The 13,298-nt window shown below is 51.7% G+C and carries 10 protein-coding genes and 1 pseudogene; 9 read left to right on the top strand and 2 right to left on the bottom strand.

The annotated features are described in order from the left end of the window. Window positions 1-66: 66 nt before the first annotated feature. Entirely contained in the window at window positions 67-258 is a 192-nt protein-coding gene (locus tag UC15_RS21000; protein ID WP_013576041.1) for a hypothetical protein, read from the bottom strand. A gap of 436 nt (window positions 259-694) precedes the next feature. Here UC15_RS21000 and UC15_RS20995 point away from each other — a divergent pair, with 436 nt between their 5' ends. The 4 genes from UC15_RS20995 (at window position 695) to UC15_RS20980 (ending at window position 7,476) form a co-directional block, all read left to right on the top strand. After that, the gene (locus UC15_RS20995; protein ID WP_112290681.1) at window positions 695-1,981 is read left to right on the top strand and encodes an HlyD family secretion protein; all 1,287 of its coding nucleotides are present in this window, start codon (window positions 695-697) and stop codon (window positions 1,979-1,981) included. Beyond that, on the top strand, window positions 1,968-4,067 hold the full coding sequence (locus UC15_RS20990) for a peptidase domain-containing ABC transporter (RefSeq protein ID WP_112290679.1): 2,100 nt from the start codon (window positions 1,968-1,970) through the stop codon (window positions 4,065-4,067). The genes UC15_RS20995 and UC15_RS20990 overlap by 14 nt, the downstream gene beginning before the upstream one ends. Before the next feature lie 216 nt (window positions 4,068-4,283). After that, a complete protein-coding gene (gene hemB / locus UC15_RS20985; RefSeq protein WP_112290678.1) occupies window positions 4,284-5,258 on the top strand; it encodes a porphobilinogen synthase in 975 nt (324 codons plus the stop codon). A gap of 394 nt (window positions 5,259-5,652) precedes the next feature. Beyond that, window positions 5,653-7,476, top strand: coding sequence for a methyl-accepting chemotaxis protein (locus UC15_RS20980; protein WP_198659747.1), 1,824 nt, complete (start codon window positions 5,653-5,655; stop codon window positions 7,474-7,476). A 127-nt stretch (window positions 7,477-7,603) separates the two neighbouring features. Here the strand turns inward: UC15_RS20980 and UC15_RS20975 are convergent, their stop codons facing one another. After that, a complete protein-coding gene (locus UC15_RS20975; RefSeq protein ID WP_112290675.1) occupies window positions 7,604-7,819 on the bottom strand; it encodes a YgdI/YgdR family lipoprotein in 216 nt (71 codons plus the stop codon). Window positions 7,820-8,274: 455 nt separating this feature from the next. On the opposite strand from UC15_RS20975, the gene UC15_RS20970 reads away from it, so the two are divergent. From UC15_RS20970 to UC15_RS20950, 5 genes and pseudogenes are all read left to right on the top strand, one after another. Further along, entirely contained in the window at window positions 8,275-9,399 is a 1,125-nt protein-coding gene (locus UC15_RS20970; protein WP_112290673.1) for a branched-chain amino acid ABC transporter substrate-binding protein, read from the top strand. An 80-nt stretch (window positions 9,400-9,479) separates the two neighbouring features. Next, the gene (locus UC15_RS20965) at window positions 9,480-10,394 is read left to right on the top strand and encodes a branched-chain amino acid ABC transporter permease LivH (RefSeq protein WP_112290671.1); all 915 of its coding nucleotides are present in this window, start codon (window positions 9,480-9,482) and stop codon (window positions 10,392-10,394) included. Between the two features lie 10 nt (window positions 10,395-10,404). Then, window positions 10,405-11,695: pseudogene (livM, locus tag UC15_RS20960) on the top strand (high-affinity branched-chain amino acid ABC transporter permease LivM). Further along, on the top strand, window positions 11,692-12,585 hold the full coding sequence (locus UC15_RS20955; RefSeq protein WP_112290670.1) for an ABC transporter ATP-binding protein: 894 nt from the start codon (window positions 11,692-11,694) through the stop codon (window positions 12,583-12,585). Before livM ends, UC15_RS20955 begins: the two are co-directional and overlap by 4 nt. Continuing rightward, on the top strand, window positions 12,582-13,298 hold the full coding sequence (locus tag UC15_RS20950) for an ABC transporter ATP-binding protein (RefSeq protein WP_112290669.1): 717 nt from the start codon (window positions 12,582-12,584) through the stop codon (window positions 13,296-13,298). The genes UC15_RS20955 and UC15_RS20950 overlap by 4 nt, the downstream gene beginning before the upstream one ends.

Genomic DNA, 13,298 nt, shown 5'->3' with positions numbered 1-13,298 from the left:
CTTTATGGGGTCAGTCCACATGAGCAGGGGCTTGTATTACTCTGATTAACCTTTAAAGACTAAAAACTAGGTTGTCAGATAGTTCTGTGCTTTAGCAAGACCATCGGAAATTTGTGAATACGCTTTGTTCACCGCATTACTGGTGTCACTTACCGCGTCCTGACCAAAGTTTGATAGGCGATCGGCAACTTTATTTACATCTTCCGACCAACCCGCACCATTAACCATTTCAATATCATGTTCTGTTAATTGTTTCATCTTAGGCCTTCCTTTTAATCTGTTAAAGCAAGTCCCCTTAAAAACCGGGGGCGATGAAAACATTGAGTAATGCTATGGAGATAATTTCTACGCAATGTCTTCACGGGGATTAAGCCTAGAGCACTGGCGGCGGAATTTGACTAGGAATAATCTCCTATGTGGAATTTTATGCATAACTCATTGTTTTTAAATTAAATTAAGAGTTAATAAAATCTGATTTATTAATTTCACGTATAAAAAATAATCGCTTACTCAGGCGGAGGATTATTTATGCGTCAGATCTGCGTCAAAAGGTAAATTAATATGACGGAGTAACAGTCGCTATGTGGAAATACCTGCCTGGGATGTTTCAGAGTAATCGCGGTGGCAGGAGGTTTTATGACTGCTATCTTTCAAAGATTCTGTTTTTACAGCCAGTTTTTCCGGAACAAAAAATATGCTCTTTCGTAAAGAGGTCAATGAACATCAGCAAAACCACTGGACGGGTAAGGCGTTATTACTCGCCGGCTGGCCCATATGGATTGTGACGTCACTGACCGCTGTTTTTATTATTTCTTTACTGATATTCCTAATCTTCACCAATTACACCCGGCGTATTAATGTCAGCGGTGAAATTATCACCCAGCCACACAGTATTAATTTGTTCAGCCCGGAACAGGGCGTGATCACCAAACTGTATGTCGATACCGGCAAACCGGTCAAAAAAGGGCAGCCGCTGTATGAAATTGACGTCAGCCGTGTGACGCAGGCGGGGAATGTCAGCACTACCACGCTTGCCGCCATCAAAAAACAACGAGAGCAAATTGATTCGATCGTTGCTCAGCTTGAGCACAATAAGCAGGAGACGCTGCAAAACCTGCAACAGCAGTTAGAGCAATATGAGAAAGCGCATGAGGTTTCGCAAAGCATGGTGGCTTCCGCTCAGGAAGGGCTGGATGCCATGAAGAAAAGCATGCAGAACTACGGCGCTTATCAGAAGAAAGGTCTCATCAATACCGACCAGCTGAACAATCAGCGTTACCTGTTTTATCAGCAGCAGACGTCGTTTCAGAGTCTGAACACTCAGGCGATTCAGGAAGCGTTACAAATCACCAATCTGCGCAGCGAACTGGTGACCCGCGCCGCCGAGTTTGATAATCAGATTTCGCAGTACGGCTACCAGCGTAACGACCTCGAGCGTCAGCTGGCTCAGGCCGATGCCAAAGGTTCCTTGCTGATCACCGCGCCGACCTCCGGCAAAATCTCCTCGCTGAGCGTCACGCCCGGACAGATGGTCAACGCCGGAGACAGCCTCGCGCAACTGGTGCCTGCCAGTAATTCCCCGTTCTTCCTTGTTGCCTGGCTGCCTAACGAAAGCGTGCCTTACGTAAAAGCCGGTGAACACATTAATATCCGTTACGAAGCCTATCCGTTTGAAAAGTATGGTCAGTTCCCCGGCAAGGTGGAATCGATTTCCTCTGCGCCCGTTTCTGAACAGGAGCTGAATTCCTACGCCAGCGCACCGCGAACGGCCAACGGCACGGTCAGCGGGCCGTATTACAAAGTGATTGTTTCACTGGATAAAAAAGCGATGGACTGGCACGGCGAGACGCTGAATTTATCCAGCGGTATGAAAGCTGAATCAACATTATTCCTGGAGAAAAGGCCGCTGTATCAGTGGATGTTGTCTCCGTATTACAGCATGAAGAAAAGCGTGGTGGGGCCAATTAATGAATCTCGATAACGTACGGGAGCTGGCTGACCGCCTGCACTTTAGCTGGCGCCACCGGGTGCCGCAGATTATTCAAACCGAAGCCGCCGAATGCGGGCTGGCCAGTCTGGCGATGGTCTTTGGCTATCACGGTAAACACGTCGATTTGCAGAGTCTGCGCCAGCATTACGGCATTTCCTCGCGCGGTGCGACGCTGCGCACGCTGATGGATATCGCCGCAGCGAATGAGATGAAATCCCGCGCCCTGAAGCTGGATATTGATGAGCTGAACGCGCTGAAAACACCGTGCATTTTGCACTGGGATCTCAACCATTTCGTGGTACTGGTCGGCGTTAAGCAGGGCAAAGTGATTATTCACGATCCGGCTTTCGGGCGTCGCTCGCTGGGTATGCGCGAAGTCTCCGAGCATTTCACCGGCGTGGCGCTCGAGCTGTGGCCGGACAATGGTTTTACCTCCGAAAAGCCGCGCGTGCGGCTCAATCTGCGCAAAATGATGGGCAATGTCAGCGGGCTGATCCCGGCGCTGACAAAAATCTTCTGCCTGTCGCTGATGATCGAATCGGTCAACCTGCTGCTGCCGGTGGGGATGCAACTGGTGATGGACCACGTGATCCCGGCGAAAGACCCCGATTTGCTGACCCTGATATGTCTCGGCTTACTGTTCTTCATCATTTTCCGCACCGGCGTCAGTATGCTGCGCGCCTGGACATCGCTGGTGATGAGTACGCTGATTGACGTGCAGTGGAAAGCGCGTCTGTTTGATCATCTGATGAAGCTGCCGCTTGATTACTTTGAGAAGCGCAAACTGGGTGACATCCAGTCGCGTTTTACCTCGCTCGACACACTGCGTACCACGCTGACCACCAATGTGGTGAACAGTATTATCGATGGCATTATGTCGGTCGGATTGATCGTGATGATGGTGCTGTACGGCGGCTGGCTGATTTGGGTGATCCTTGGCTTTACAGCGATTTATGTCGTTTTCCGTCTGACCACATACAACGCCTATCGTCAGGTTTCGGAGGAACAAATCGTCAAAGGTGCCCGTGCCGGTTCGCACTTTATGGAAACGCTGTACGGGATCAGCACGCTGAAAGCGCTGGGTTTGTCGAAAGCACGCGCCAATTTCTGGCTGAATCTGAACATTGATAACGCCAATGCCACAGTGCGTAAAACCAAGTTTGAAATGATGTTTACCGGCGGTAACACACTGATTGCCACACTCGATCAGGTGGCGCTGCTGTGGCTCGGCGCGACGCAGGTCATCGACGGCCATATGACGCTCGGGATGTTCGTGGCGTTCAATACCTATCGCGGGCAGTTTTCCGAACGTGCGGCCAATCTGCTGAATATGGTGTTGCAACTGCGGATGCTTTCCCTGCACCGCGACCGTATCGCGGATATCGCGCTGACCGACACCGAAAAATCGCTGCCGGAGCGTGAATTGCTGCGGGCGGGCGAAGCGGCGTCGCTGGATGTCCGGGATCTGGTGTTTCAGTACGACAGCCTTTCCGCGCCGCTGATCAACGGCCTGAATCTCTCGGTGGCGGCGGGGGAAAGTGTGGCAATCACCGGACCTTCAGGGCAGGGCAAAACCACGCTGATGAAAATCATGACCGGTCTGCTGACGCCAACTGAAGGCCGCATTCTGATCAACGGCATGGATATCACCACCGCCGGGCTAAACAATTACCGCAACTGCATCGCCTGTGTGTTACAGGATGATACGTTGTTCGCCGGTTCCATTGCCGAGAACATCGCCAGCTTTGATGAGCAGAAAGACGAAGCGCGGATTATCGACTGCGCCCGCCGTTGTAACATCCACGACGACATCGAACGTATGCCGATGGGTTACGAAACGCTGATCAGCGAACTGGGCGGCAGTTTGTCCGGCGGGCAGAAACAGCGAGTGCTGATTGCGCGTGCGCTGTACCGCCGTCCGGCAATTCTGTTCCTCGATGAGGCCACCAGCCATCTGGATCTGGACAACGAAATGCGCATCAATCAGGCGATCAGCGAACTGGATATAACGCGGATATTTATCGCCCACCGTCCGTCTACGATTGCCTCAGCAGATCGCGAGATCAGGCTCGGTTAAATCCTTCCTTCAGGCGATCCCTGTTCCGGGATCGCCTTTCCAAAAATGCGGCCTCTGTTACATCTCCTCACGGAAAGTTCATCATTTGTTTAAAAGTTATTATAAAATGCTGCCTCCATCGTCTGACGGCGCTGCCATGCCTCCTGCCGTCTGAACTGTCTGCACTCCTGTTTCTTAAAAAATTTCAGTGCAACAGACTAATTTTTAGGAGTTTTCATGTCGAATCAGTTCCCGAGCTCACGCCTTCGCCGCCTGAGACAGTCCGAATCCCTGCGCACTCTTTTTCAGGAAACTGAATTTAGCGTCAACGATCTGGTACTGCCGATTTTCGTAGAAGAAGAGACCTCTGAATACGTACCGATCGAAGCTATGCCCGGCGTGCTGCGCATTCCCGAATCCCGCCTGGCGTTTGAAATCGAACGTTATGCCCGCGCCGGTATTCGCTCGGTCATGACTTTTGGTATTTCGCATCATATGGATGCTACCGGCAGTGACACCTGGAACGAAAACGGTCTGGTCGCACGTATGGCACGTATCTGTAAAGACACCGTGCCTGAAATGATCGTCATGTCCGACACCTGTTTCTGCGAATACACCTCGCATGGCCATTGCGGCGTGCTGCACGACCATGGCGTAGATAACGACGCGACGCTGATTAACCTCGGCAAACAGGCCGTAGTTGCTGCCGCAGCAGGTGCAGATTTCATTGCGCCATCCGCTGCACAGGACGGTCAGGTACAGGCCATTCGCAGCGCGCTGGATGAGGCCGGTTTCATCGATACCTCGATCATGGCCTACTCCACTAAGTTTGCGTCATCCATGTACGGGCCATTCCGTGAAGCGGGCGGCAGCGTGCTGAAAGGCAACCGCAAGCAATATCAGATGAACCCGATGAACCGCCGCGAAGCCGTGCGCGAATCACTGATGGATGAGCACGAAGGCGCCGATGCGCTGATGGTGAAACCCGCTGGCGCGTATCTGGATGTGATCCGCGATATCCGTGAAGCCTCCCGTCTGCCACTGGCGGCGTATCAGGTCAGCGGCGAATACGCGATGATCAAGTTCGCGGCACAAGCCGGTGCCATTGATGAGCGCGCCGTGGTGCGTGAAAGCCTGGGCGCGATCAAACGTGCGGGTGCAGATATTATCCTGACCTATTTCGCCATGGATATTGCTGAAAACGGGCTGTAATCCCCCTCATCCTTCAAAGCACCTTGCTGCGACTCAAATGATTTTGGGTTTGAGAACGGTGTTCAAAGCATAAGAAACCGGGCCTTCGCCCGGTTTTTTTATGCCCACGCCGCTGAACCTGACGTTACGCGGTATATGCGCAGACCACATCTTCATTATTTAATAACAGCAGCACATTAAAATAATACTTTCTTAAAGTGAATGACTTCACCATTAATACGCAAGGTTTAAGCAAATAAGTTTTCATACAAAGAATAAGGTTTTATTGCTGTTAAATTACCGACTTATGTAACTTAAGAAAATGAGTTTTTCATTAATTAATTTTTATATCCTGCCGATACTCCATGTGCTTCACATACAACTGTTTTTATAAAAATAATGGAGAGCCATAAAAATGTTTATGAAATATTTTGAAAATCTAAAAGTCGGGAAAAAATTAGCATTTGGTTTCGGACTTATCTTATTGCTAAGTATTGCGGTTGCTTTATGTGGTATTAAAAATCTGAATGATATTTCCATCCGGGCAGATAAAATAAGCCAGCTAAAAGTAATAACTGACCAGTTTGCTATGGCAAAAGCTGAAAGACTGGAATACGTGAAAACGCATGATGAAAAATACATCGCGATGAATGAGATGAACTTGCAGCAGGTTGATAAGAAAATTGAAAGTCTCAGGTCGCTTCAATGGGATACAAAGCACCTGGAGATGCTTAATGAAATGTCAGAAGTCATGAAGACGTATCGCGATAAACGTGCTCAAACTGTCCGCGAGACACAGCAACGTGATCTTGTTGTGAGTCGTTTTGTGCTGACCCGTGAAGAATCTACAATCAAAAGCTTGGCGCAGTCCTATGCACAAGATCCGACACGCGCTGTCACTGCAACAGCATTAGCTGATATCGTCCGTCACATCGACGGTGTGGCGACGCGTGTGAAACTTCTCCAGTTTGAGAATACTGATGAGTCACTTAACGCTTTAACAGGCTTTATGGTTGAATCGATTCAGCAAATGAACGCCGTCAAATCCCAGCTAAATCCGGCGGATGTCAGCGCACTTGAAGACGTTGAACGCTCGGTCTCGGCTAAAAAGGAGAGTGCCAGTGATTACCTGCGTTCCTATATTGATGAGCAGGAAGCGACTCAGCTGCTTGCAAAAGCAGGCGGCAAGCTGACGACCCTGAGTGACAATATCTTTGAATCGGAACTGAGTGCGGCTCATGACGATATCAGAAAGGCAGTGATATGGATGGCTTCACTTTTGGGGGCCGCCGTCTTGTTAAGTATTGGCATAGCGCTGATCATCTCCCGCCAGATTGTGAAGCCTCTGGCTGACACGCTTGAGGTTGCGCGACAGATAGCGCGCGGTGATTTAAGAGCTCATCTCAATACCACGCGTCGTGATGAACTGGGCGAACTGATGCAAGCTGTAGATGAGATGAACACCGATCTTCGCCGTATCATCGGTGATATTCGTGCCGGCGTGACGCAGGTGAGCCATGCCTCCGCAGAAATTGCGGCAGGAAATAATGATTTATCCGCACGTACTGAAGAACAGGCGGCTGCGCTTGAAGAAACGGCGGCCAGCATGGAGCAGTTAACGGCGACGGTTAAACAGAACGTAGACAATATTCATCACACCAGCCAACTGGCGGGCAGTACTTCGGAAACGGCGAACAAAGGCGGGCAACTGGTCTCTCATGTGGTGAAAACGATGAATGAAATCACGGCGAGCTCAGCAAAAATTGCTGACATTACAACGGTAATTAACAGCATCGCTTTTCAGACCAATATTCTGGCTCTCAATGCGGCCGTTGAAGCGGCGCGTGCAGGAGAACAGGGGCGGGGATTTGCTGTGGTGGCAAGTGAAGTGAGAAGTCTGGCGCAGCGCAGCGCTCAGGCTGCAAAAGAGATAGAAGGTTTAATTGGTGAATCGGTAGAGCGAATTAATGCAGGGTCAGAGCTGGTAGAACAGGCGGGAACCACCATGCATGACATTGTGACTAAAGTGGCTAACGTTACCGAAATACTTAATGAAATTACTCAGGCATCGGATGAACAGAACAGGGGAATATCTCAGGTAGGGCAAGCCATAGTGGAAATGGACAGCGTGACTCAACAAAACGCGGCCCTGGTTGAAGAGTCTTCTGCTGCTGCTAATGCGCTGCGGGATCAGGCACAAAATCTGGCTTCGTCTGTTTCGCGTTTTATTACTGAGTAATTTTATCCTCAAAACAGTCGTGATATTACGTGCCGTTCCGGCACCGGATAGCATGACTGTTTTATTCAGCCCGCCGTGTAATTCATCGGTCGGGCTTTCAGATAAATGCAATTGCTGTCCGTCACGCCTACTTCTTCACAATGCCCGCAATATCATTGGTGTTCATCAGGTGATAATCGCCGTTCATGTCGGTGTAGCTGGTCATACCGGTATCGCGGTCGCGCTCAGGTTCGCCGTGGGCGAAAAGCTGATCGCCGGCTTTGGTGTTGATCACATAATCACTGGCACAGCCCGATAATCCCATGGCCAGCACAATTGCCGTCAGGCAGGATAATTTCTTCATTGTTCAGTAGCTTCCTGTTGCAATCATCTGCCCGCATTACAAAACAACCCGCCGAAAGAAGCAAAGAAAAAATATATCAACGGATTAGCCGTGGGGCACTTAACGTTACATTTTGGTGCAGGGCGTTCCGGTATCGTTATTTTCCTATTCTTTTCAGCACCAGTGCGGTGCGATGTGATCCCGTCGTTGTTTCTGCGAGTTCCCCGCAACGCCTGACAGGCGCTATCTATACTCACATAACCGTAACATTCACAGACCTCGGGTAACACTGGCAGATATTTTGCTTAAGTTTCTTACCTTTGATGTTGTCCGCCAGCGGTGGACAAACGGGTTCTCCCCTCCATTGGCTTGTGCTTTAAATTTCAGATTTTCAGATTACGACTTTGCGTTGGTGTTTTTGCTGCATGCGTTGCCCATAACCCGTTTGCATAAACTCAGTCCTAAGGATCATGATGATGTCGATGAAATTTATGAAAAGTCCTCTCTCTCTTTTACTGGCTGGTTGTCTGGTCACGGCCTTCTCCGCGCGTGCGGATATTGTGATTGGGGTTGCCGGTCCGTTCACCGGTCCGAATGCCACTTATGGTGATCAGTACTGGCATGGGGCGACTCAGGCCGCCGAAGACATTAATGCCGCAGGCGGGATCAACGGCGAGAAAATCAAACTGGTTCAGGGCGATGATGCCTGCGAGCCCAAACAAGCGGTCGCGGTGGCTAACCGGCTGGTAGATCAGGATAAAGTGCAGGCAGTGGTCGGACATTTCTGTTCATCCTCTACCATGCCTGCGTCTGAGGTGTATAACGACGCCGGGATTATCGCCATCACGCCGGGCTCAACTAACCCGCAGATCACTGAACGCGGCATGAGCGATATGTTCCGTATGTGTGGGCGCGATGATCAGCAGGGGCTGGTGGCCAGCGATTACATCATCGACAAGCTGAAAGCCAAAAAAGTGGTCATCATTCACGACAAAGATACCTACGGACAGGGGCTGGCGGATGCCACCAAAGCAGCGCTTAACAAACGCGACGTGAAAGAAGTGATGTATGAAGGACTGTCGCGTGGTGAAAAAGACTTTAATGCGCTGGTTACCAAAATCAGTGCGCAGAAACCAGATGTGGTGTTCTTTGGCGGCTGCCATCCGGAAGCCGGTCCGCTAGTTCGCCAGATGCGTGAGCAGGGCGTTCAGGCGACGTTCTTCTCCGGTGACTGTATCGTCAACGAAGAAATGGTCACCGCTGCCGGTGGTCCGCAATACACCAATGGCATTCTGATGACCTTCGGCAAAGACCCGCGTCTGATCCCGGACGGCAAAGCCGTCATCGATAAATTCCGCGCTAATAAATTCGAGCCGGAAGGTTACACCCTCTATTCCTACGCCTCTGTACAGGCCATTGCCGCCGCCTTCAAAGCCACCGGCGGCAGCGATTCCGCCAAAGCCAGCGCCTGGCTTAAAGCCAACAGTGTCGATACCGTCATGGGCAAAAAAGCCTGGGACAGCAAAGGCGACCTGAAAGTCTCCGATTACGTGGTTTATAAGTGGGATGACAAAGGCAAATATCAGGAAGTTAAGGAATAAAGCATTTTGATTTGCCAGTTCTAATCTGTGTCAGACCGCGCCCTTAGCCAGGCGCGGTCACAAAAAGAGACTGCGTATTTATGGATTCATTCTTCCTGCAACAACTGTTTAATGGCATTACGCTCGGTGCTGTCTACGGTCTCATCGCCATCGGCTACACCATGGTTTACGGCATCATCGGCATGATCAACTTTGCTCACGGCGAAGTGTATATGATTTCGGCTTACCTCTGCGCTATCGCGCTGGCGCTGCTTTCCTTCTTCGGGCTGCACTCTTTTCCGCTACTGATCCTCGGCACACTGGTGTTCACCATCGTGGTGACCGGCGTTTACGGCTGGGCGATTGAGCGCATTGCCTACAAACCTCTGCGAAATTCCACGCGCCTTGCACCGCTGATTTCTGCTATCGGCATGTCGCTGATTTTGCAGAACTACGCACAAATCAGTCAGGGACCGCGACAGCAGGGCATTCCTACGATGTTTGATGGCGCGCTGCGTTTTCATATCGGAGACAGCTTTGTCCAGATGACCTACACCAAACTGTTCATTCTGGTGGCGTCTCTTGTCGGCATGTTGGTTTTGTCGTGGATTATCAGCAACACCAAACTCGGTCGAATGTGTCGTGCGGTACAGCAGGACAGAAAAATGGCCTCAATTCTCGGCATCAACACCGACCGAATTATCTCGCTGGTCTTTATGATCGGCGCGGCGATGGCGGGGCTGGCAGGCGTACTGGTCACCATGAACTACGGCACTTTTGATTTCTATGCCGGATTTATCATCGGCATCAAAGCCTTTACCGCAGCGGTGCTCGGCGGGATCGGATCGTTACAGGGCGCGATGCTCGGCGGCCTGATACTGGGTATCGCTGAAGCGCAGTTCTCGGGCATGGTGAATTCCGATTACAAAGACGTGTTCTCTTTTGGATTGCTGGTGGTGATCCTTATTTTCCGCCCTCAGGGCCTGCTGGGCCGTCCGGTCGTGACGAAAGTGTGAGGGAAATAAAATGACGACACAAACTGCTGTGAGCGGCGGATTTTCGCTTAAACGCTGCCTGCTGGATGCCATTTTCGCCGGACTGGTGGCGTTGATTATTTTCGGACCTGTGGTCGGCGTGGTGCTGGACGGCTATAGCTTTAACTTTCATTCCCAGCGTCTGATCTGGATTATCGCCGCTGTCATGCTCGGACGTTTTTTTGCTTAGCGCTTTTCTGGAAACCGCAGCCGGACAGAAAACGCGTGCGCGCTTCGAATCCGACAGCGCGGGTGTATACGTCCGTCCGCCGGATCACAAAAGCAACCTGCGCTGGATATTGCCCCTGCTGATTGTGCTGGCGATTTTCTTCCCGTTTGTTGCCACTAAATACATTCTGACCGTCGCTATTCTGGGGCTGATCTACGTGCTGCTTGGCCTCGGGCTGAATATCGTGGTCGGTCTGGCGGGGCTACTGGATCTGGGATACGTGGCCTTTTATGCCATTGGCGCCTACGGGCTGGCGCTGGGATATCAGTATCTCGGCCTGGGATTCTGGTCGATGCTGCCGCTGGCCGCCGTGATGGCCGCACTGGCCGGGGCTTTGCTGGGCTTTCCGGTGCTGCGTATGCATGGCGATTATCTGGCGATTGTGACGCTCGGCTTCGGCGAAATCATCCGTCTTGTGCTGACTAACTGGTTGTCCTTCACCGGCGGCCCGAATGGCGTTTCCGCGCCACCTCCGACGTTTTTCGGTCTGGAGTTTGGCCGACGGGCGAAAGAGGGCGGCGTGCCGTTCCACGAGTTTTTCCATCTCACCTATAACCCGAATATGAAATTTATTTTCATCTATGCGGTGCTGGTTCTGGTGGTGTTACTGGTGCTGTTTATCAAACACCGCCTGACCCGCATGCCGATTGGCCGCGCGTGGGAAGCATTGCGCGAAGATGAAATCGCCTGCCGCGCAATGGGTCTTAATCACGTACTGGTTAAACTTTCGGCGTTTACACTTGGCGCTTCTACTGCCGGTATCGCGGGGGTATTTTTCGCCACCTATCAGGGATTAGTCAACCCGACGTCTTTTACCTTCTTCGAATCTGCGCTGATCCTCGCCATTGTGGTGCTGGGCGGCATGGGCTCGACCATCGGCGTGGTGCTGGCGGCTTTTGTGCTGACCGTCGCGCCGGAACTGCTGCGCAGTTTTGCCGAATACCGCGTGCTGCTGTTCGGGGTGTTAATGGTGGTGATGATGATCTGGCGACCACGCGGGTTAATCCGCATCAGCCGCAGCGGGTTTGCCGTGCGTAAAGGAGTCGCGCCATGAGCGAAGCGTTAGCGGATAACAATATTCTCAGCGTCGAGCATTTACGTATGCATTTTGGCGGCATTAAGGCGCTGAACGATGTGAATCTGGCGGTAAAACGTGGCTCCATCACCGCGCTGATCGGCCCGAACGGCGCAGGTAAAACCACGGTATTTAATTGCCTGACCGGTTTCTATAAAGCGTCCGGCGGCAATATTCTGCTCAATACCCGCCGCCGCACCACCAACGTCATTCAGGTGCTCGGTCAGAAATTCCAGCCGGATGACTGGATAAAACCGGCACAGCTGGGAAAACGAATTTTCTACAAAATGTTTGGCGGAACACATCTGGTGAACCGCGCCGGGCTGGCGCGTACTTTCCAGAACATCCGGTTGTTTCGTGAAATGTCGGTGATTGAAAACTTGCTGATCGCGCAACACATGCAAACCAACCGCAATCTGATCGCGGGTGTGCTCAATACTCCCGCCTATCGCCGTGCGGAAAATCAGGCGCTGGACCGGGCATTTTACTGGCTTGAAGTCGTCGAACTGGTGGATTGCGCCAACCGGCTGGCGGGCGAGATGTCTTACGGTCAGCAACGGCGTCTGGAAATTGCGCGGGCGATGTGTACCGCGCCGGAGATGATTTGCCTCGATGAACCGGCTGCCGGTCTTAATCCGGTAGAGACGCGAACGCTGAGTAAAATCATCCGTTTTCTGCGCGATCACCACGACATTACCGTCCTGCTGATTGAACACGATATGGGCATGGTGATGGAAATATCCGACCATATTATCGTGCTCGATCACGGCGATGTAATTGCCGAAGGCTTGCCCCATGCCATTCAAAATGATGAGAAAGTCATTGCCGCCTATCTCGGTGCTGATGAAGACGACGAGGTCAGCTTATGAGTGACGCTATGCTGGAGTTTCGCGATGTGAATGTGTATTACGGGGCGATTCAGGCGTTGCAGCAGGTTTCGCTGCAGGTGAATCAGGGAGAAACCGTGGCGCTGATTGGCGCGAACGGAGCCGGAAAGTCCACCTTGCTGATGTCGATATTTGGCCAGCCGCGCGTGCAGAGCGGACAGATTTTGTTTCGTGGCGAAGATATCAGCCGTAAATCGACGCACTTTGTGGCCTCTGCGGGTATTGCGCAGTCGCCGGAAGGGCGGCGGGTTTTTCCGGACATGACCGTCGAGGAAAATCTGCTGATGGGCACCATTCCCATCGGTGATAAATATGCCGCAGAAGATCTGCAAACCATGTTTGACCTCTTTCCGCGTCTCAAAGAGCGGCGAAAGCAACGGGCGATGACTATGTCCGGCGGTGAACAGCAAATGCTGGCAATTGCCCGTGCGCTGATGAGCCGTCCCAAATTGCTGTTGCTCGACGAGCCCAGTCTGGGGCTGGCGCCCATCATCGTAAAACAGATCTTCCAGACCCTGCGCGAACTGGCGCAAAGCGGGATGACTATCTTTCTTGTGGAGCAAAATGCGCATCACGCACTGAAGCTTTCTGACCGCGGATACGTGATGGTTAACGGGCAGATCCGCCTTAGCGGAACGGGGGTGGAACTTTTGCATAATCAGGAAGTGCGTAAAGCCTATCTGGGAGGAATCTGA

It is taken from the genome of Rahnella sp. AN3-3W3, assembly GCF_003263545.1.
Taxonomy (GTDB): Bacteria; Pseudomonadota; Gammaproteobacteria; order Enterobacterales; family Enterobacteriaceae; genus Rahnella; species Rahnella variigena.
The sequence above is the reverse complement of the archived record's forward strand: the minus strand, read 5'-3'. Positions and strand labels throughout refer to the sequence as shown.

Coding starts and splice junctions, on each gene's coding strand:
- UC15_RS20975 (WP_112290675.1), bottom strand. CDS start 7,819: ATGAAGAAATTATCCTGCCTGACGGCAATTGTGCTGGCCATGGGATTA.
- UC15_RS20970 (WP_112290673.1), top strand. CDS start 8,275: ATGTCGATGAAATTTATGAAAAGTCCTCTCTCTCTTTTACTGGCTGGT.
- hemB (WP_112290678.1), top strand. CDS start 4,284: ATGTCGAATCAGTTCCCGAGCTCACGCCTTCGCCGCCTGAGACAGTCC.
- UC15_RS21000 (WP_013576041.1), bottom strand. CDS start 258: ATGAAACAATTAACAGAACATGATATTGAAATGGTTAATGGTGCGGGT.
- UC15_RS20990 (WP_112290679.1), top strand. CDS start 1,968: ATGAATCTCGATAACGTACGGGAGCTGGCTGACCGCCTGCACTTTAGC.
- UC15_RS20955 (WP_112290670.1), top strand. CDS start 11,692: ATGAGCGAAGCGTTAGCGGATAACAATATTCTCAGCGTCGAGCATTTA.
- UC15_RS20950 (WP_112290669.1), top strand. CDS start 12,582: ATGAGTGACGCTATGCTGGAGTTTCGCGATGTGAATGTGTATTACGGG.
- UC15_RS20980 (WP_198659747.1), top strand. CDS start 5,653: ATGTTTATGAAATATTTTGAAAATCTAAAAGTCGGGAAAAAATTAGCA.
- UC15_RS20965 (WP_112290671.1), top strand. CDS start 9,480: ATGGATTCATTCTTCCTGCAACAACTGTTTAATGGCATTACGCTCGGT.
- UC15_RS20995 (WP_112290681.1), top strand. CDS start 695: ATGCTCTTTCGTAAAGAGGTCAATGAACATCAGCAAAACCACTGGACG.